Origin of the sequence: Blautia obeum ATCC 29174 (genome assembly GCF_025147765.1) — a bacterium.
GTDB classification, from domain to species: domain Bacteria; phylum Bacillota; class Clostridia; order Lachnospirales; family Lachnospiraceae; genus Blautia_A; species Blautia_A obeum.
Window position 1 is genome coordinate 1 of sequence record NZ_CP102265.1, and the last position, 19721, is coordinate 19721.

Sequence of the window (19721 nt, forward strand, 5' to 3'; positions counted from 1 at the left end):
ATGGATAAAGTGATTGAAAATTGGGATAAAATTCTGCAGACTGTTAAAGCAGATTACGATGTAGGCGATGTTGCCTTTAATACCTGGCTGAAGCCGCTAAAAGTCTATGATGTCAAGGATAATGTGATTACGATTCTTGTTCCTTCAGAACAGGTTGTTTTAATAAACCTTCTTAATAAGAAGTATAAGCTTCTCCTTCAGGTTACTATTTGCGAAATAACCGGCATGGACGAATGCGAAGTCAAATTCATATCTCCTGATGAGGCACCCAAAAAAGAAGTTTCTTCTTATACTAATGCTGCAGCAGAAACAGGTCTTACCGATATTGACCGTCGCTGTGAAGAAGCTCACCTCAATCCCAAATATATTTTTGATACCTTTATCGTCGGTAACAATAATAAATTTGCACAGGCCGCAGCCCTTGCAGTTGCTGAATCTCCGGGAGATACATACAACCCACTGTTTATCTATGGAGGTGCCGGCCTTGGTAAAACCCATCTTATGCATTCCATCGCTCATTATATTATTGAGCACGATGAAAACAGCAAAGTTTTGTATGTTACCAGTGAAGAATTTACCAATGAACTGATTGAAACGATCCGAAACGGAAACAACTCAGCAATGTCCAAATTCCGTGAAAAATACAGAAACATCGATGTTCTTCTTGTCGATGATATTCAGTTTATTATAGGAAAGGAATCTACACAGGAAGAATTTTTCCATACCTTTAACAGTTTGCACAGTGCGAAAAAACAGATCATCATATCTTCTGATAAACCGCCAAAAGATATGGAAATCCTGGAAGAACGTTTCCGTTCCAGATTCGAATGGGGGCTGATCGCAGATATCACCCTTCCGGATTATGAAACACGAATGGCTATTCTTCATAAAAAAGAAGAACTGGAAGGCTATAATATCAGCGAAGAAGTCATCAAATATATCGCAACAAATATCAAATCCAATATCCGAGAACTGGAAGGTGCTTTCAACAAAGTCATGGCCAGCTCCAAACTGGAAAAGAAAGAAGTAACCCTGGAACTTGCCGAACAGGCATTAAAAGACATTATTTCACCGGATGAACAGAAGGTGATCACTCCAGATTACATTATTTCTGTAGTTGCTGAGCATTATCACGTAACAGTTGCAGATCTCTGCGGCAATAAACGAAGCTCCAAAATCGTTATGCCACGACAGATTGCAATGTATCTGTGCCGTGATATTATAGATACTTCGCTCAAAACAATCGGCAAAAATCTGGGAGACCGTGACCATACCACAGTTATGCACGGGATAGAGAAGATTGAGAACGAATTAAAGACAAATGATAACCTCAAAAACTCCATTGATACGTTAAGGAAAAAAATTAATCCACAAGGTTAAGAGACTTTTCCACACACAATTTTAACTTTGAAAGTCGTTTATACACGGAGTTATACAGTAAAGAAATCCCCGTTTTTCAAGGTTTGAAAGACTTTTTCACATATTCACACCCCCCTAAGGCGGCTACGGCGGATTTCTTTATATATTTTTATTTATAAAGCCAATTCTGAAACAGGAAGGGAGTTATACACATCATGAAAATCATCTGTTCCAAAAGTAATCTTTTAAAAAGCGTAAATATATCTTTGAAAGCTGTACCATCCAAAACAACAATGCCAATTCTTGAATGTATTCTTATGGATGCAACAACAAATCAGATCAAATTTACTACCAATGACATGGAACTTGGTATTGAAACAATCGTTGATGGTCATATTGAAGAAAAAGGTATGGTTGCTCTTGATGCAAAAATCTTCTATGAAATCATTCGAAGACTTCCGGATAATGATGTAACCATTACCACAGACAGCAACTTCGTAGCTACGATCACCTGTGAAAAAGCCAAATTTACAATTCCGGGCAAAGCAGGCGAAGATTTTGCATATCTTCCGGTTATTGAAAAAGATGAATCACTGACTCTTTCTCAGTTTACTTTGAAAGAAATGATTCGTCAGACAATCTTTTCCATTGCAGTTAATGAAAATAACCGCCTGATGACTGGAGAATTATTTGAAATAAAAGATAATTGTCTGAAAATTGTTTCTCTGGATGGTCATCGTATCTCTATCCGGAAGATGCCTCTGAAAAAAGAATATTCAGATCGCAAGATCGTTGTTCCGGGAAAAACATTAAGTGAGATAAGCAAGATCCTGTCCGGTGAAATTGATGATCAGGTAAGTATCTATTTTACAAAAAATCATATTCTGTTTGAATTTGACCAGACTATGGTTGTTTCTAGACTGATCGAAGGAGAATATTTCCGCATTGATCAGATGCTTTCCAGTGATTACGATACAAAAGTCAGCGTAAACAAAAAAGAATTCCTTGACTGTATTGACCGAGCAACACTTCTGGTACGAGAAGGCGACAAAAAACCAATCGTAATCGAGATCAAAGATAACAGCATGGAACTGAAAATCGATTCTGCTATGGGTTCCATGAATGAAGAGATTGATATTGAAAAAGATGGTAAAGATATTCTCATCGGATTCAACCCGAAATTCCTGATCGATGCTTTGAAAGTTATAGATGATGAAGTAATTCATATGTATCTGATGAACCCGAAAGCACCATGTTTTATCAGAGATGATGAAGAAAACTACACATATCTGATCCTGCCAGTAAATATCAGTCAGAATCAGAATAGATAAAAATAGAATCAGTCCAGATAAGAGGTGAATGATTTGGAAATCAAAATCAGAGATGAATTTATAAAACTCGGACAGGCTTTGAAACTTGCCGGAGTCGTAGAAGACGGAGTGGAAGCAAAGTATGCGATTCAGGATGGTCTTGTTCAGGTAAATGGTGAAGTTGACCAGCGAAGAGGCCGTAAGGTTTATGAAGGTGATGTGATCACTTTTGAAGATCAGGAAATCAAAGTCATCAGATAATTATGTATATAGAATCGATAGAACTTAAGAATTTCAGAAATTATCAGGATCTGCAGCTGGATTTTGATAAAGGAACCAATATTTTTTATGGAGATAATGCGCAGGGTAAAACCAATATTCTGGAATCTGTGTATATTTGTGGGACAACGAAATCACATAAAGGAAGTAAAGACAAAGAAATCATTCGTTTTGGAGAGGAAGAATCTCATATTCGAATGATGGTAAAAAAGGATGAGCTTTCTTATAAGATCGACATGCATCTTCGTAAAAATAAGGCAAAAGGCGTGGCAATCAATGGATTACGGATCAAAAAAGCCAGGGAATTATTTGGAATCGTAAATCTTGTTTTTTTCTCACCGGAGGATCTGAATATCATCAAAAACGGACCTGGTGAGAGAAGAAGATTTATGGATCTGGAATTATGCCAGCTTGACCAGATATATCTGACGGATCTGGCAGGATATAATCATATCGTAAATCAGAGAAACCGTCTTCTGAAAGATCTTTACCAGAATCCTTCTTTACGGGAAACACTGGAAATCTGGGACATTCAGATGTTGCAGTACGGAAAGAAGATCATTGAAAAAAGGCGGGATTTTGTCAGAGACCTGAATGATGTGATTCAGGATATCCACCGTAATCTGACGGGTGGAGAAGAACATCTTGAGGTTATTTATGAACCGAGTACAGAGTCAGAATGCTTTGAAGAAACTTTGAAAAAAAACAGAGAACGTGATATGCGGATGAAAATGACATCTGCCGGTCCACACAGAGATGATCTGTGTTTTATGGTAAACGGGATCGATATCCGGAAATTTGGTTCACAGGGACAGCAGAGAACAGCGGCCCTGTCTTTGAAACTTTCAGAAATCTATCTGGTAAAAGAAAAAATCAAAGATACGCCGATACTTCTTCTGGATGATGTACTTTCAGAGTTGGACAGCAACAGACAGACATATCTGCTGGACAGCATTCATGATATACAGACGCTAATTACCTGTACGGGACTGGATGATTTTGTAAGCCACCAGTTTCATATTAACAAAGTTTTCAAAGTAGTAAAAGGAGAGGTGTTTAACCCTGTAAATTAAAGTATTTTTGTGGTTATCACATTTTGACAAGCATTATGGCATATGTTACACTGTTTTTAATATTGGAAAGTTGGTGAATGCATTGGATAAAGAGGAATTTCGGATCAAACTCGAAGAAATAAATCGCCTTGTAGAAAAGAAAAATTACAAGGATGCTATGGAAGTGGTAGACAGTATTGACTGGCGTCGTGTTAAGAATGTTCGTACCTTATGCGTTGTTGGAGAAATCTATGCAGCAAATAAAAGATACGAAGACAGTAAGGAAATCTTCCTTCTGGCTTATCACAGAGCACCGATTGGCAAAAATATTTTATACCGCCTGATTGAAGTGTCCCTCAAAATGAAGGATATCGCTGAAGCGGAAGAATTTTATGAGGAATTTCTGGAGGTTGCACCAAATGATAACACCAGATATATCCTCAAGTACAAAATCTGCAAGGAAAAACAGGTTTCTCTGGATGAACAGATCAGAATCCTGGAAGAATACAAAGAGAAAGAATTTACAGAGCGCTGGTCTTATGAACTGGCAAAACTGTATTATCAGAATGGAGATACTCAGAAGTGTCTGAGTCTTTGTGATGAAATGGTTCTCTGGTTCAGTGACGGAAAATACGTTATGAAGGCACTGGATCTCAAGAACAGAATGGGAATGCTGACGGGAGAAGAAAAAGAAAAATATGACAGTCAGTTTATTCCAAAACTTACACCTGTAGAAGATGCGGATTCTATCAATGAAGAAAAGCCTGCGCAGGAAGTGAAAACTGCAGAAGAGGACGGACCTGTGATCGAGAGCGTAGCAATCGATGAGAGAGATGTCAACAGTGCAGAAAGTCTTCAGGAAAAAATTTCGAAAGGTATCAGAGATATCTTCAGTGGAAACAAAAAGAAAGAAACTGAAGAAGATTTCATGAAAGAAGAACAGGAAGCTCCGGAAGAAGTCCAGGAGGAACTTATCAAAGACATTTCTTCTGATGAGACTGATGTGAATGTTCCGGAACTTGAGCCGGAAGATGCAATGATCCATCCGCCTAAGAATCCAGGACAGTCTGTTTTCAGCAATATGGAAGAAATGATCGAGCAGGTTACCGAAGAGGAAATCAAGAGCGGTCCGGAAGAACCGACTGCCGGAGAAAATACGGAGATACTGGAATCAGAGGATACTCTGGAAGCAGCTGAGCCTGCTGAAAATGTTGAAGCTGAGAAGGAAGATAAAGCGGCTGAGAATACAGAAAAACAGCCGGTTGAAATGAAAATGCCGGAGCTTGAAATTCCGGAATCCATGAAGAATATGAATTTGGATAATCCTGAAGAAATAGAAATTCCAAAAGCACCGGATATTTGCCTGCCAGGTGCAGAAAATGCATCTTCAGATGATTTTGAATTTAATCTTGAAGATACGATCCTTGCAGCTGCGTCTGCCCAGGGAATTGAAATTCCGAAAGGACCGATTCCGGCAAAGAAACCAGCTGAAGAGGTTCAGGAAACTGTTCCGGAGGACGATGAAGAATATATGTCCGAAGAAGATCTTCAGAGTGCAGAGGATGAATTTATGAATGGTCCGGCAGGAAAAGCAGCCGAGCCGGAACAGGATGAAACGGAATCCGATGAGAATGATCAGGAAGAACCGGAAACAGATGAATTTGATTCTCTGATGGAAGATGATGAAGATTTCGGAGAAGAAGATGGTTATGAAGATGAGGATGATCTGCTGAAAGGAATGGATTTCCTCAATGATATTGATAATGCAGAGACAATGGAGATTCCTGTCAGAGAAGTTAAGAAATCCAAACCTGCGAAAAAAGCAAAAAAACCGGTTTCAGAAGAAGAAGAAATGGAACAGCTGATCGATTCTATGCAGCCTAAGAAAAATGCAGAAGATATCATTCCGAGGGAAAAAGTACTTACAGAGGATGAAGAGAAGCTCTTTACATACTTTGCAAAAGTACCTGGACTGAAAGAACAGATCCTTGATACGCTTTATGATGTACAGATGGGTGCTGCAGATAAAACATCCAGAACAGGTAACGTGATTGTTATGGGTGGTCGTGAAACCGGAAAAACCCGCCTGATCTCAAGTCTGATTCCTGCAATCTGCAAAGAGCTGAATCTGGATGCATCCAAAGTTGCCTATGTATTTGCAGATCAGATCAATGGCAAGAATATTGCAGAGATCGTCAGCAAGATGGCAGGAGGATTCCTGGTTATCGAAAACGCAAATCAGCTTACCAAAGAAACAGTAAATCAGCTGAACAAAGCAATGGAATTCCGTACAGACGGTCTGATCGTTATCATCGAAGATGAAAAGATCGGTATGCGTAAACTGATTGCGAGATTCCCGAAATTTACATCCAAATTTACATCTATGATCAATATTCCGGTATTTACCAATGATGAGCTTGTTAACTTTGCAAAAGTGTACACAAGAGAAAATGGATATACTATTGATCAGATGGGTATGCTTGCACTGTATAATCTGATCAGTACAAGCCAGAAAGAAGATCAGCCGATGAATGTAGGCGCTGTCAAAGAAATCATTGATAATGCCATTGCAAAATCCAAAGGCGGACTTCGCAAGCTGATAGGCAAGAAGAAAGTCAATCCTGACGGATACATGGTACTTTTCGAGAAAGATTTCAGCTGAAAAATTAAAATGAGCATAAGCAGCAGGAGGAAATTATGACCAGACCTTATCTTGGAAACCCGAAATATACCATTGAAGTTCTTCAAAAGTACGGATTTGTGTTCCAGAAAAGGTTTGGTCAGAATTTTCTGATCGATACCCGTGTTCTGGACAGGATCATTGAGGCATCTGAAATTACAAAAGATGATTTTGTACTGGAAATCGGACCAGGAATCGGAACGATGACTCAGTATCTGGCAGATGCGGCCAGAGAGGTTACTGCAGTTGAGATTGATGACGCGTTGATCCCGATTCTTCAGGATACGCTGAAAGAGTGGGATAATGTATCTGTGATACATGGTGATATCCTGAAGACAGATATCCGGAAGATTGCAGATGAAAAGAATCAGGGACGTCCGATCAAAGTTGTGGCAAATCTGCCGTATTATATAACAACACCGATCATTATGGGACTGTTTGAAAGTCATGTGCCTGTAGATTCCATTACGGTAATGGTTCAGAAAGAAGTTGCAGACAGAATGCAGACTGGTCCCGGATCCAAGGATTATGGTGCTTTATCACTGGCAGTACAATATTATGCAAAACCGGAGATCGTGGCAAATGTTCCGCCGAACTGTTTTATGCCGAGACCGAAGGTTGGCAGTGCAGTGATCCGGCTGACCAGACATCAGAATCCGCCGGTACAGGCAAAGGATGAAAAGCTGATGTTCCGTATTATCCGCGCTTCTTTTAACCAGAGAAGAAAGACACTGGCAAACGGATTAAAAAATTCACAGGAACTGCAGTTTACCAAAGAACAGGTTGAGCAGGCAATCACGGAATGTGGACTTCCACTGAATATCCGAGGTGAGGCTCTTACCCTGGAACAGTTTGCTGCACTGGCAGATATTTTTGTAGATATGAAATAATAAAAATAACAACTATAAAAGGCATCCGGTGGCTGGTCGGATGCCTTTTATAGTAATATTTATTAAATTTAAAAGGAAGGAGAGTTGATTGCTTTTCGGCAATCAACATATGAAAAAGAAAATTTTATAAAAATAATGTTGGCTGTATTATTTTTATGGTCTTAGTATATCCAGAAATTGTGATGGAATCATGTTTAACTTATGAAAAAAAAGTGAACGATTGTCGAAAGTTCTATGAATTAAGAATATTTTACAGCTTTTTTTTCAGAGTGTGTTATAATGCAGTTCGTATCATTGATAGAAAATGTAATTGTATTTATTCAGGAGGTAATTAAAATGATGAAAATAAACAAATTAAGCGCATTTATTCTTGCAGGAGCTCTTACATGTACTGCACCTGCCATGGTTTATGCAGATCAGACAACCGATGCTGCTGTAGATCAGGCAGTAGAACTTCTGGAGCAGAGTGGAGTAGATGACCTGTTATCAGATCCGGATAAAGTGGTAGATCTTATTATCGCTGCCAAAGAAACTCTGGGAACAGTAAATGTAACAGATGATCAGATCAGCAGTGCACTGGATGTTGCAGCTGGAGAATTAGGGGTAACTCTTTCTGATTCTGACAAATCCACATTAATTCAGCTGTACAATAAATTCAAAAACATGGATCTGGATGAGAATGAACTGAGATCTCAGGTAAACAAAGTGTATGACAAACTGGAAAGCCTTGGAATTACGAAAGAAGATGTGAAGGGAATTCTTGGCAAACTTGTTGAGCTTGTAAAAGGATTTCTGAACTAAGAAGAGTTCTGTTATATGACAATGTATAAAATACACAACAAGTAAAATAACATAAAAAAACCATATGTTACATTTTTATAAAAAACGAGGATGAAAAACGAAAAAATTGTGCAAATACACGAAAGGTTCATGACTTGTTCATACTATGTTCATAATTAGCTGATACTATATGAATAGTTCGAAAGAGCTACACAAAACAGACGTTGTAATGTTCTTCATTACACATAAATTTTTTCATAATAATCGCCCCGGTAAACCACTGCCGGGGCACTCCTCGTTTATAAGCCCCTATTTGGGGCTTTTTTTATTTTACAGGTTATAATATAATTATGATACCAGATATAAAAGAATGTATTGAAGGAAATGCATTGCGAAAACATGTGGCATGCTATAATACAGATAATAAATAAAGAATAACAAGTATAAGTAAAGGAGAACGGAAAATCATGGCTGAATCAATGAAAGATTATGAAAAAGAACTGGAAGAGTCTATGAAAACAATAGAAGAAGGCGATATTCTTACAGGGACTGTAATCAGTGTAGATGAAAAAGAAGTAATCCTTGATCTGAAATATTATGCAGAGGGCGTGATTCCGGCAGAAAACTACAGCAGAGAACCGGGATTCAGCCTGAAGGATGAAGTACATGAAGGAGATGAAGTCTCTGCAACAGTTGTAAGAAAAGACGATGGACAGGGAAATATTCTTCTTTCCAGAGTTGAGGCAGTAGACGTGCTGGCATGGGATAAATTAAAAGAACTGAAAGAATCCGGTGAAGTGCTGGATGTTGTAGTAAAAGGAATCACAAATGCCGGTGTTATTGCGTATGTGGAAGGTGTAAGGGGATTTATTCCAGCATCCAAACTTGCACTGAATTATGTGGAGGACACAGAAGAATATCTGAATAAACCGATTCAGGTACAGGTGCTGGATGTAGACAAAGAAAGTAAGAAACTGATTCTTTCTGCCAAAGAAATTCTCAGAGCAAAAGCGGAAGAAGAAAGAAAAAATAAAGTTTCAAACCTGGAGATTGGTCTTGTAACAGAAGGAACTGTAGAGAGTCTTCAGCCATATGGGGCATTTGTAAATCTTGGAAATGGACTTTCCGGCCTGGTTCACATTTCACAGATCTGTGAAAAAAGGATCAAGAAACCATCAGAGGTTCTGGCAGTGGGAGATACAGTAAAGGTCAAAGTTACTGCGATCAAAGATGGCAAACTCAGTCTCAGCATCAAAGAAGCAACAGATATGATGGCAAAGGAAATCGAAGAAGAGGTTTACGAAGTGCCGGATGCAGGAGAGCAGGCAACGACTTCTCTGGGATCACTTTTTGCAAACATTAAATTAGATTAATTAATAAGAGGATTTTATTTTTATGAAAAATCAGGAAAAAATTTTTGTTATCGGACACAAAAATCCGGATACAGATTCCATCTGTTCTGCAATCGCCTATTGTGATATCAAAAACAGAACTACGCAGGAAAGCAGATATATTCCAAAACGTGCAGGACAGATCAATGAAGAAACAGAATATGTACTGAATCGTTTTGGAGTACATCCACCAGGATACTTAAGCAATATAGGAACACAGGTAAAGGATATGGATATCCGCCTGAGTCCGGAAGCAAATAAGAGCATGTCACTGAAAAATGCATGGGATCTGATGCAGGAAAACAGCATCGTTTCTCTGCCGATTCGTGAAAAAGACGGCACATTGGAAGGCCTGATCACAATTGGTGATATTGCAAAAACATATATGGATACAACAGACAGCTATCTTCTTTCCAGAGCGAGAACGCAGTATCAGCGAATCGCTGAGACAATCGGAGGAAAAGTGATCGAAGGTAACGCACATGGATATTTTATCCAGGGAAAGATTATGGTAGCAACTGCCAATCCGGATAAGATGAAAGAATATGTAGAAGAAAATGATATGGTCATCATGGGTAATCGTGAAGAAGACCATCTGCAGGCGATTGAGCAGAATGTAAGCTGTATCATCGTTGGAATGGGGATTGAAGTTACCGAAAAGGTACTGAAACTGGCACATGAGAAAGATATAGTCATTATTTCTTCTCCGTATGATACCTTTACGATCTCACGTCTGATCAATCAGAGTATTCCTGTTAAATATATCATGAAAACAGATAATCTGGTTACATTTAACACAGAAGATTTTACAGATGATATTCAGGAAGTAATGATCAAACATCGTCATCGTGCATTTCCGGTCATCAACAAAAAGGGCAAATGTATTGGTACGATTTCCAGACGTAATTTTCTGGACATGCACAGGAAAAAAGTGGTTCTGGTAGATCATAATGAAAAAGACCAGGCTGTAGATAATATTGATAAGGCTGATATCATGGAGATCATTGATCATCACAAACTGGGCACACTGCAGACAATGCAGCCGATCAGTTTCCGAAATCAGCCGGTTGGCTGTACAGGCACGATCATGTATCAGATGTATGGAGAACAGAAACTGGAGATTCCGCCTAAAATCGCCGGACTTCTCTGCGCTGCGATCATTTCTGATACACTGATGTTCCGTTCTCCGACCTGTACACTGCAGGACAAAATGGCTGCAGGTGCACTTGCACTTATTGCAGACATTTCCATTGAAGAATTTGCAAGAGAAATGTTTAAGGCAGGAAGCAATCTGAAAGACAAATCTCCGGAGGAAATCTTCTATCAGGATTACAAGAAGTTTATTGCAGAGGGAGATATCTGCTTCGGTGTAGGTCAGATCAGCTCCATGGATGCAGATGAACTGCGCGAGATCAAAGAGCGTCTGATTCCGTTTATGGTCAGCGAATGCGGACGTCATGGTGTATCAAGAGTATACTTTATGCTGACAGATATTATGGAGCAGTCTACAGAGCTTCTGTTCTATGGCGAGGGAAGTGAGGAAATGGCTGTCAATGCATTTAAGATTGAACCTAAGGATGGAACGATTTATCTGAAAGGTGTCGTATCACGTAAGAAACAGCTGATTCCGCCACTTATGGAGGCCGCACAGATGATCGGCAGCGATTACGTATAAATCGGAGGAAAACAAATGGCAAAACAAACATGGAAACCAGGCAATATGATCTACCCGATCCCGGCAGTCATGGTGAGCGTTACAGATGGGAAAGGGCAGGATGATATTATAACGGTTGCATGGACCGGTACCATCTGTACCAATCCTCCGATGGCTTATATTTCAGTAAGACCGGAGCGTTTTTCCTATCACATGATAAAAGAAACCGGAGAATTCGTGATCAATCTGACAACAGAAGAACTTGCTGCAGCAACGGATTACTGTGGAGTCAGATCCGGACGTGATGTAGATAAATTCAAAGAGACTGGACTTACGAGAGAAAAGGCGGATATCGTAAAAGCACCGATGATAAAAGAGGCTCCGGTATCAATCGAATGCAGAGTAAAAGAAATCAGAGAGCTTGGTTCACATCATATGTTTCTGGCAGAGGTTGTTGCAGTTCATGCAGACGAACGTTATATGGACGAAAATAATCGTTTTGACCTGAACAAAGCCAGACCGCTGGTCTATTCTCATGGAGAATATCTTGGCACAGGAAAGAAGCTGGGAACTTTTGGATACAGTGTAAAAAAACGTAAAAAAACTGTTCCCCCAAAAACGAAAAAGACCGCCAAGCCTTGATTTAAAAGAGATTGCAGAATACTGCTGTTTATGGTAAAATATTCTTTAAGCAATTCATAAGAGACAGGAGAAAAGAAATTTTATGAATAATATAACGTTGATAGGAATGCCGGGAGCAGGAAAAAGTACAATAGGGGTTGTACTGGCGAAGGTATTGGGCTATCAGTTCCTTGATTCCGATCTTCTGATTCAGAAACAGGAAAAGAGACGCCTGTCCGAAATCATAGAAGAAGAAGGATATAAAGGATTTAAAGATGTTGAGAATCGTGTCAATGCATCAATAGAGGCAGAGAATACGGTCATTGCAACAGGTGGAAGCGTTGTTTACTGCGAAGAAGCCATGGAACATCTGAAATCCATAGGAACCGTTGTGTATTTGAAATTGTCTTTAAATGCTCTTTCAAAGCGACTCGGAAATCTGAAGGGCAGAGGCGTTTTGCTGAGAGAAGGACAGACCCTTACGAATCTGTATGAAGAAAGAACTCCATTGTACGAAAAGTACGCAGATATTGTGATAGATGAAGAGGGGAAAGATCTGGAAGCAAGTCTGGAGATTCTTTTGAAAACACTGAAAGAAAAGTAAGAGTAACCATTGAAAAGCAGGGGAGCAGAAGCGTACAGAGGAAATTTTTATTTACAAATGTGAAATTTGTGTTATAATACGAAACTGAGCTTTTTAACAAAGTATTAAAAGTTTTTAAAAGTCTGATAATAAATTTCTGATATTTGCTTCGGCTTACGGAGTGAAAATAATTATAGAGGTGCTTTATGGAACAGTATGTAATTAAAGGCGGCAACCCGTTAGTGGGAGAAGTAGAAATTGGTGGCGCCAAAAATGCTGCACTTGCAATTCTTTCTGCAGCAATTATGACGGATGAAACAATCCTTATCGAGAACCTGCCTGATGTAAGAGACATTAATGTTTTATTGGAAGCAATCGCCGGTATTGGCGCACAGGTAGAGCGAATTGACAGATCTACAGTAAAAATCAATGGTTCTACGATCAACGACATCAGCGTTGATTATGAATATATTAAAAAAATCCGTGCATCCTATTATCTTCTGGGTGCATTACTTGGTAAATACAAACATGCAGAAGTACCGCTTCCTGGCGGATGCAACATCGGAAGTCGTCCGATAGACCAGCATCTCAAAGGATTCCGTGCACTTGGTGCATCTGTGAATATTCTTCACGGTGCGATCGTTGCCGAGACAGAGAATCTTCACGGAAGTCATATCTTCCTGGATGTAGTTTCTGTAGGAGCTACGATCAATATCATGATGGCAGCATCTATGGCGTCAGGACGTACGATAATTGAGAATGCAGCAAGAGAGCCGCATGTCGTTGATGTTGCGAACTTCCTGAACAGCATGGGCGCCAACATCAAAGGTGCAGGTACAGATGTTATCCGTATCAAAGGTGTTGAGAAACTTCACCGTACTGAATATTCCATCATCCCGGATCAGATTGAAGCCGGAACATTTATGTTCGCAGCTGCAGCAACCGGTGGTGATGTTACCGTTAAGAATGTTATCCCGAAACATCTGGAAGCAACTACAGCCAAACTGGAAGAAATCGGCTGTGAGGTTGAAGAATTTGATGATGCTGTACGTGTACGTGCAGGCAAGAGACTTCACCGCACACATGTGAAGACACTTCCTTATCCGGGATATCCGACAGATATGCAGCCGCAGATCGCAGTAACTCTGGCACTTGCAGAAGGAACCAGTATTGTTACGGAGAGTATTTTTGAAAACCGTTTCAAATATGCGGACGAGCTTTCCAGAATGGGAGCATGCATTAAAGTCGAAGGTAATTCAGCAATCATCGACGGTGTCAAGAAACTGACAGGCGCAAGAGTAAGTGCACCGGATCTCCGTGCAGGAGCAGCACTTGTCATTGCAGGTCTGGCAGCAGACGGAATCACTGTTGTTGATGATATCGTTTATATCCAGCGTGGATATGAGAATTTCGAAGAGAAACTGAGAAGTCTCGGTGCTGAGATTGAGAAAGTTTCCAGTGAGAAAGAAATCCAGAAATTCCGTCTTCGCGTAGGATGATAAAAATTGTCACTTCTTATACTTGACAATTATATAAAATGAGTATATTGTATGTACTGCAATATCAACTAAGAATAACTAAATAAAACGGCCTTTTATTCAGAGTGGTGGAGATACAAAGGATCTGAGAAGCCACGGCAACCCCTTTATGTATGAGGAAGGTGCCAACCTGAGCGAGACATCGAACAATAAGAGGATTGAAATAAATTTCAAGACAGTCCTGTTGTTGGGGCTGTCTTATTTGTTGTTGATTGCAGAATTACGAGAATTGCAGAGCAATGGAGTAATTCGTAGAACATTTAACTGGTTATTTACAGAAAGAGGTTAACAATGGAGAAAGAAAAAATTTTATTTACTTCTGAATCAGTAACAGAAGGCCATCCGGACAAAATGTGCGATGCCATTTCTGATGCGATTCTTGACGCAATCATGAAAGAAGACCCGATGGGACGTGTTGCATGCGAGACAGCAACAACAACAGGTCTTGTACTTGTAATGGGTGAGATTACAACAAGTGCTTATGTTGACATCCAGAAAATCGTAAGAGATACCGTAAGAGAAATCGGCTATACACGTGGAAAATACGGTTTTGATGCAGAAACATGTGCAGTTATCACAGCAATCGATGAGCAGTCCACAGACATCGCAATGGGAGTTGACAAAGCTCTGGAAGCAAAAATGGGTGAAGACGAGATCGATGCGATTGGTGCCGGAGACCAGGGTATGATGTTTGGATATGCTTCCAATGAAACAGAAGAATATATGCCATATCCGATCAACATGGCACACAAACTTGCACGTCAGCTGACAAAAGTCCGCAAAGATGGAACTCTGCCATACTTAAGACCAGACGGAAAAACACAGGTAACTGTTGAATATAACGAAGAAGGAAAACCGATCCGTATCGATGCAGTTGTATGCTCTACACAGCATGATCCGGAAGTTACACAGGAACAGATTCATGAAGATATCAAAAAATATGTATTCGATGAAATCATTCCTGCTGATATGGTTGATGACGAGACAAAATATTTCATCAATCCTACAGGACGTTTTGTAATCGGTGGACCTCATGGTGACAGTGGACTTACAGGTCGTAAGATCATCGTTGATACTTACGGTGGAGCAGGACGTCATGGCGGCGGTGCTTTCTCTGGTAAAGACTGCACAAAAGTTGACCGTTCCGCAGCTTATGCAGCACGTTATGTTGCAAAGAATATTGTTGCAGCAGGACTGGCTGACAAATGTGAAATCCAGCTTTCTTATGCAATCGGTGTAGCAAAACCTACTTCCATCAATGTGAACACATTTGGAACAGGCAAACTTTCCGATACAGAACTTGTAGAAATCATTCGTGAAAACTTCGATCTTCGTCCGGCAGGAATCATTCGTATGCTTGACCTGAGAAGACCAATCTACAAACAGACTGCTGCTTACGGACATTTCGGACGTACAGATGTAGATCTTCCATGGGAAAAACTGGACAAAGTCGAAAATCTTAAGAAATATCTGTAAAATACACAACGGTTTTCAAAACTACCGTTTTTTCATGGATTTTATAGAAAATTTAGAGATAAGAATATAGTGATATGATATAATGAACGCATATATAGCGAAGAATAACTTCGGTATTGTGCGTTCATTTTTTGCTTAAGAAGCAATTATAAGTTTTACAGAAACGAGGGAATTTCATGAAACTGAAAAACAGAATCATTGTGGGATTCATGATGGTAATATTGGTACCGCTTCTTTTATTTGCTGCTGCCCTGTTTGGAATCAGTGAGACACAGCACAGGAATGCAGCCAATAGTGAATCTGCGCAGGAGACATCCTATGATATTACAATTTCCGATACGGGAAGCAGTCAGGCAAGAATCCAGATCATGACGAAGGATCTTTTTTTTACTGCTTTTATCATTCTTATCTTCACAGGCGTTTCTGTGGGTCTGTGGATATACAGAAGTGTGGCGGCGCCGCTGGTCAAACTGCGAAAGGCGACGCAGAATATCAAGGAAGGAAATCTGGATTTTGTTCTGGATGTCGAGGGAACCGATGAATTTTCGGAGCTTTGCCGGGATTTTGAAGAGATGCGCCGCAGACTGAAAGAATCAGCAGAAGAAAAAATCGCCATGGATAAGGAAAATAAAGAATTGATCAGCAACATTTCCCATGACCTCAAGACTCCGATCACAGCGGTGAAGGGATATGTAGAAGGAATCATGGATGGTGTGGCAGATACACCGGAGAAGATGGACCGCTATGTCAGGACGATTTACAATAAGACCAATGAGATGGATCATCTGATCAATGAGCTGACGTTCTATTCTAAAATTGATACGAACCGTATCCCATATACATTCAGTAAGCTGAATGTAGAAGATTATTTCTCTGACTGCGCAGAAGAAGTGGGACTGGAGCTGGAAACAAGAGGTATCCAGCTCTGCTATGCAAATTATGTAGATAAAGATGTGCTTGTAATTGCAGATGGCGAGCAGATTCGAAGAGTGATTCATAATATCATCAGCAATGCCATTAAATATATGGATAAGCAGAATGGAATGAAGGGCATTATACAGATAAGAGTAAAAGATGTCGGAGATTTCGTACAGGTTGAGATTGAGGATAATGGCAAGGGAATTGCATCCAAAGATCTGCCGTATATTTTTGACCGTTTCTACAGGACGGATGTTTCACGTAATTCATCCAAGGGAGGAAGCGGAATCGGTCTTTCTATCGTTCGTAAGATTCTGGAGGATCATGGTGGCAAAGTGTGGGCAACCAGTCGGGAAGGAATCGGAACGATCATGTACTTTGTTTTGAGAAAATATCAGGAGGTACCTATGAAATGAGTAAAATACTGATCATCGAAGATGAAGAAGCAATTGCAGATCTGGAGAAGGATTATCTGGAACTTTCCGGATTTGAAGTAGAGATAGCAAACAGAGGAGATGTGGGCCTTGAAAAAGCACTCAATGAAGATTATGATCTGATTATACTGGATCTGATGCTTCCGGAAGTAGATGGGTTTGATATATGCCGTCAGGTACGTCAGGAGAAAAATATCCCGATCATTATGGTATCTGCAAAGAAAGATGATATTGATAAGATTCGTGGACTCGGTCTTGGCGCGGATGATTATATGACCAAGCCATTCAGTCCGAGTGAACTGGTGGCCAGAGTAAAAGCACATATGGAGCGATACAACAGACTGGTAGGTTCCAGTGCGGTAAAGAATGATATTATTGAAATCCGTGGCATCAAGATAGACAAGACAGCGAGACGTATCTGGGTAAATGGAGAAGAAAAAACATTTACGACCAAGGAATTTGATCTCCTTACTTTTTTGGCAGAGAACCCGAACCGCGTATTTACAAAAGCAGAGCTGTTCCGCCAGATCTGGGATATGGAGTCTGTAGGAGATATTGCAACTGTCACGGTTCATATCAAGAAGATCCGTGAAAAAATCGAATTCAATACAGCGAAACCTCAGTATATAGAAACTATATGGGGCGTAGGTTATCGATTCAAGGTATAACAGACATGGAGAATCTTTAATGGAAAAATTATACAGAAAATTAGAAGAATACAGCCGATCTGATTATTATCCATTCCACATGCCGGGGCACAAAAGAAATCCCGCATCTGTCAGAGGGGAGTTCCCTCTTGAAAGAGATATCACTGAGATAGAAGGCTTTGATAATCTCCATCATCCGGAAGACCTTCTTCTGGAGGCACAACAGAATGTGGCGAAACTGTATGGGACCAGGGAGAGCTTTTACAGTGTTAATGGAAGTACCGCAGCACTTCTTGCGGCAATCTCAGCGGCGGTTCCGAGGAATGGACAGATCCTTGTTGCAAGAAACTGCCACAAAGCAGTGTATCATGCCATCTATCTTAGAAATTTGAAACCTGCCTATATTTATCCACAGATGGACAGTGAGTGGTGGATAAACGGCGGAATTTTTCCGGACAAAGTGGAAAGATGTCTGGCTGAGAATCCGGAGATACAGGCGGTACTGATCACTTCACCTACGTATGACGGTGTTGTCTCAGATGTAAAAGAGATTGCAGAGATCGCACATAAATATGGAGTGCCGCTGATCGTAGATGAAGCACATGGAGCACATTTTCATTTTTCAAATTATTTTCCGGCTTCGGCAGCAGAACTTGGGGCAGATCTCGTGATCCAGAGTTTTCACAAGACACTGCCGGCCATGACACAGACTGCCGTACTTCATAACTGTAGCGACCGCGTTGACAGCAGGCTGATCCGCAGATTTATGGGAATCTATCAAACCAGCAGCCCGTCGTATATTCTGATGGCAAGTATCGATGCCTGTATGGATACGATGGCAGCAGAAGGAAAACAGATGTTCCGTGATTTCACCAGAATACTGGAACAGACAAGAAAGAGACTTTCCGTGTGCAAATATATCCGCCTGGTAGATCCGGTCAAAGGAAAGAATGGAGTCTTCGATTATGACCGTTCCAAACTGGTCTTTTCTACCAGAGCTTCTTTACTGTCAGGAAGTGACCTGTATCATATCCTTCTTGACCGCTACCATATTCAGATGGAAATGGAGTCCGAAAATTATGTGCTCGCTATTGCATCAGTAGGAGACCGTGAAGAAGGTTTTGAGCGATTGTGTCAGGCAATCGAAGAACTGGATCAGGAACAGGCAGACCTGATAAAAGCAGGAATACCGGCAGAAGAAAATAAAAAACTGGACACCAGATCCATGCATTTTGTACTGACGCAGATGATGTCTATGGCAGATGCCATGGAAGCACCGACAGAAAAATGTCCGCTGGAAGAAAGCATCGGCAGAATTTCAGCAGAATTTGCTTATCTGTATCCACCGGGAATTCCGCTGATCACTCCGGGAGAACAGATTACTGGACAATTTATCCGTAATATGAGAATATACATGGATAAGGGGTTATATCTGCAGGGACTGGAAGACTATACAAATAAGACGATCCTTGTGGTAGAACAACAGCCCCAGAGTACAAAGGAGCAAGACGAAGAAATTCATGGGTAAGATTTTTTATATTATGGGTAAAAGTGCCTCTGGAAAAGATAAAATATATTCCAGACTGGCCGGTAATAAAGAACTGAATCTGAAAAAACTGGTCCTGTATACAACAAGACCGATACGTGACGGAGAAAAAGATGGTGTACAGTATTATTTTACAGACGAGCGCAGACTGCAGGAGTTTGAGACAGCGGGAAAGGTAATCGAATCCCGTGCCTACAATACCGTTTATGGAATATGGACTTATTTTACAGCGGACGACGGACAGATTGACCTTAAGAACGGAAATTATCTTGGAATCGGTACGTTAGAGTCTTTTCAGAAGATGAAATGTTATTACGGAAAAGAATCCGTCATACCTGTTTATATTGAAGTAGAAGATGGAGAACGTCTGATCCGTGCAATCCGAAGAGAGCAGGAACAGGAAACACCAAAGTATAAAGAACTTTGCAGACGTTTTCTTGCGGATGAGGAGGATTTTTCCGAAGAGAAAATAAAGGAAGCAGAAATACAGAAGCGATTTGTTAATGATGATTTGGATTTATGTGTCAAAAATATTATAAAATATATAAATTCCATGTCATAGT

At 40.3% G+C, this 19721-nt stretch carries 17 protein-coding genes and 1 riboswitch; all 17 genes read left to right on the forward strand.

Features of this window, described 5'->3' with window-relative positions; all coding sequences use genetic code 11:
* Positions 1-1380, forward strand: a complete 1380-nt coding sequence (gene dnaA, locus NQ503_RS00005) for a chromosomal replication initiator protein DnaA (protein ID WP_005423870.1) — start codon at positions 1-3, stop codon at positions 1378-1380.
* A 194-nt stretch (positions 1381-1574) separates the two neighbouring features.
* The gene (gene dnaN, locus NQ503_RS00010; protein WP_005423872.1) at positions 1575-2690 is read left to right on the forward strand and encodes a DNA polymerase III subunit beta; all 1116 of its coding nucleotides are present in this window, start codon (positions 1575-1577) and stop codon (positions 2688-2690) included.
* 24 nt (positions 2691-2714) lie between these two features.
* On the forward strand, positions 2715-2930 hold the full coding sequence (locus NQ503_RS00015) for an RNA-binding S4 domain-containing protein (protein WP_005423876.1): 216 nt from the start codon (positions 2715-2717) through the stop codon (positions 2928-2930).
* A 2-nt stretch (positions 2931-2932) separates the two neighbouring features.
* Positions 2933-4021: a DNA replication/repair protein RecF gene (gene recF / locus NQ503_RS00020; protein ID WP_005423878.1), complete on the forward strand. Its 1089-nt coding sequence runs from the start codon at positions 2933-2935 to the stop codon at positions 4019-4021.
* An 82-nt stretch (positions 4022-4103) separates the two neighbouring features.
* Entirely contained in the window at positions 4104-6662 is a 2559-nt protein-coding gene (locus NQ503_RS00025) for a hypothetical protein (RefSeq protein WP_330423559.1), read from the forward strand.
* Between the two features lie 35 nt (positions 6663-6697).
* Positions 6698-7570 (forward strand): 16S rRNA (adenine(1518)-N(6)/adenine(1519)-N(6))-dimethyltransferase RsmA, encoded by an 873-nt coding sequence (gene rsmA / locus NQ503_RS00030; protein ID WP_005423882.1) that lies wholly within the window; start codon positions 6698-6700, stop codon positions 7568-7570.
* Positions 7571-7906: 336 nt separating this feature from the next.
* Positions 7907-8371 (forward strand): DUF1002 domain-containing protein, encoded by a 465-nt coding sequence (locus NQ503_RS00035; RefSeq protein ID WP_022388851.1) that lies wholly within the window; start codon positions 7907-7909, stop codon positions 8369-8371.
* A gap of 446 nt (positions 8372-8817) precedes the next feature.
* Positions 8818-9723 (forward strand): S1 RNA-binding domain-containing protein, encoded by a 906-nt coding sequence (locus NQ503_RS00040; RefSeq protein WP_005423899.1) that lies wholly within the window; start codon positions 8818-8820, stop codon positions 9721-9723.
* Between the two features lie 22 nt (positions 9724-9745).
* Complete coding sequence (locus NQ503_RS00045) at positions 9746-11416, forward strand: putative manganese-dependent inorganic diphosphatase (RefSeq protein WP_005423901.1); 1671 nt, start codon at positions 9746-9748, stop codon at positions 11414-11416.
* 15 nt (positions 11417-11431) lie between these two features.
* On the forward strand, positions 11432-12037 hold the full coding sequence (locus NQ503_RS00050) for a flavin reductase family protein (RefSeq protein WP_005423903.1): 606 nt from the start codon (positions 11432-11434) through the stop codon (positions 12035-12037).
* Between the two features lie 82 nt (positions 12038-12119).
* The gene (locus NQ503_RS00055) at positions 12120-12620 is read left to right on the forward strand and encodes a shikimate kinase (protein WP_005423905.1); all 501 of its coding nucleotides are present in this window, start codon (positions 12120-12122) and stop codon (positions 12618-12620) included.
* A gap of 185 nt (positions 12621-12805) precedes the next feature.
* Positions 12806-14098: a UDP-N-acetylglucosamine 1-carboxyvinyltransferase gene (locus tag NQ503_RS00060; protein ID WP_005423907.1), complete on the forward strand. Its 1293-nt coding sequence runs from the start codon at positions 12806-12808 to the stop codon at positions 14096-14098.
* 92 nt (positions 14099-14190) lie between these two features.
* Positions 14191-14293: riboswitch (SAM riboswitch) on the forward strand.
* A 135-nt stretch (positions 14294-14428) separates the two neighbouring features.
* Positions 14429-15613 carry a methionine adenosyltransferase gene (gene metK, locus NQ503_RS00065; protein ID WP_117593251.1) on the forward strand — a complete coding sequence of 395 codons (1185 nt, stop codon included), beginning with the start codon at positions 14429-14431 and terminating at the stop codon, positions 15611-15613.
* Positions 15614-15789: 176 nt separating this feature from the next.
* Positions 15790-16947 (forward strand): sensor histidine kinase, encoded by a 1158-nt coding sequence (locus NQ503_RS00070; RefSeq protein ID WP_005423911.1) that lies wholly within the window; start codon positions 15790-15792, stop codon positions 16945-16947.
* Positions 16944-17633 (forward strand): response regulator transcription factor, encoded by a 690-nt coding sequence (locus NQ503_RS00075; protein WP_005423912.1) that lies wholly within the window; start codon positions 16944-16946, stop codon positions 17631-17633. The genes NQ503_RS00070 and NQ503_RS00075 overlap by 4 nt, the downstream gene beginning before the upstream one ends.
* A 19-nt stretch (positions 17634-17652) precedes the next feature.
* Positions 17653-19140 carry an aminotransferase class I/II-fold pyridoxal phosphate-dependent enzyme gene (locus tag NQ503_RS00080; protein ID WP_118044812.1) on the forward strand — a complete coding sequence of 496 codons (1488 nt, stop codon included), beginning with the start codon at positions 17653-17655 and terminating at the stop codon, positions 19138-19140.
* Positions 19133-19720 (forward strand): nucleoside/nucleotide kinase family protein, encoded by a 588-nt coding sequence (locus NQ503_RS00085; protein ID WP_005423915.1) that lies wholly within the window; start codon positions 19133-19135, stop codon positions 19718-19720. Before NQ503_RS00080 ends, NQ503_RS00085 begins: the two co-directional genes overlap by 8 nt.
* The last annotated feature ends 1 nt before the right edge of the window (position 19721 follow it).

Bases quoted from the DNA above. Each gene is read 5' to 3' on its own strand.
- recF (WP_005423878.1), top strand. From the start codon at position 2,933: ATGTATATAGAATCGATAGAACTTAAGAATTTCAGAAATTATCAGGAT.
- NQ503_RS00060 (WP_005423907.1), top strand. From the start codon at position 12,806: ATGGAACAGTATGTAATTAAAGGCGGCAACCCGTTAGTGGGAGAAGTA.
- NQ503_RS00040 (WP_005423899.1), top strand. From the start codon at position 8,818: ATGGCTGAATCAATGAAAGATTATGAAAAAGAACTGGAAGAGTCTATG.
- NQ503_RS00070 (WP_005423911.1), top strand. From the start codon at position 15,790: ATGAAACTGAAAAACAGAATCATTGTGGGATTCATGATGGTAATATTG.
- NQ503_RS00075 (WP_005423912.1), top strand. From the start codon at position 16,944: ATGAGTAAAATACTGATCATCGAAGATGAAGAAGCAATTGCAGATCTG.
- dnaA (WP_005423870.1), top strand. From the start codon at position 1: ATGGATAAAGTGATTGAAAATTGGGATAAAATTCTGCAGACTGTTAAA.
- NQ503_RS00045 (WP_005423901.1), top strand. From the start codon at position 9,746: ATGAAAAATCAGGAAAAAATTTTTGTTATCGGACACAAAAATCCGGAT.
- NQ503_RS00035 (WP_022388851.1), top strand. From the start codon at position 7,907: ATGATGAAAATAAACAAATTAAGCGCATTTATTCTTGCAGGAGCTCTT.
- NQ503_RS00055 (WP_005423905.1), top strand. From the start codon at position 12,120: ATGAATAATATAACGTTGATAGGAATGCCGGGAGCAGGAAAAAGTACA.
- NQ503_RS00080 (WP_118044812.1), top strand. From the start codon at position 17,653: ATGGAAAAATTATACAGAAAATTAGAAGAATACAGCCGATCTGATTAT.
- dnaN (WP_005423872.1), top strand. From the start codon at position 1,575: ATGAAAATCATCTGTTCCAAAAGTAATCTTTTAAAAAGCGTAAATATA.
- NQ503_RS00050 (WP_005423903.1), top strand. From the start codon at position 11,432: ATGGCAAAACAAACATGGAAACCAGGCAATATGATCTACCCGATCCCG.
- NQ503_RS00085 (WP_005423915.1), top strand. From the start codon at position 19,133: ATGGGTAAGATTTTTTATATTATGGGTAAAAGTGCCTCTGGAAAAGAT.
- rsmA (WP_005423882.1), top strand. From the start codon at position 6,698: ATGACCAGACCTTATCTTGGAAACCCGAAATATACCATTGAAGTTCTT.
- metK (WP_117593251.1), top strand. From the start codon at position 14,429: ATGGAGAAAGAAAAAATTTTATTTACTTCTGAATCAGTAACAGAAGGC.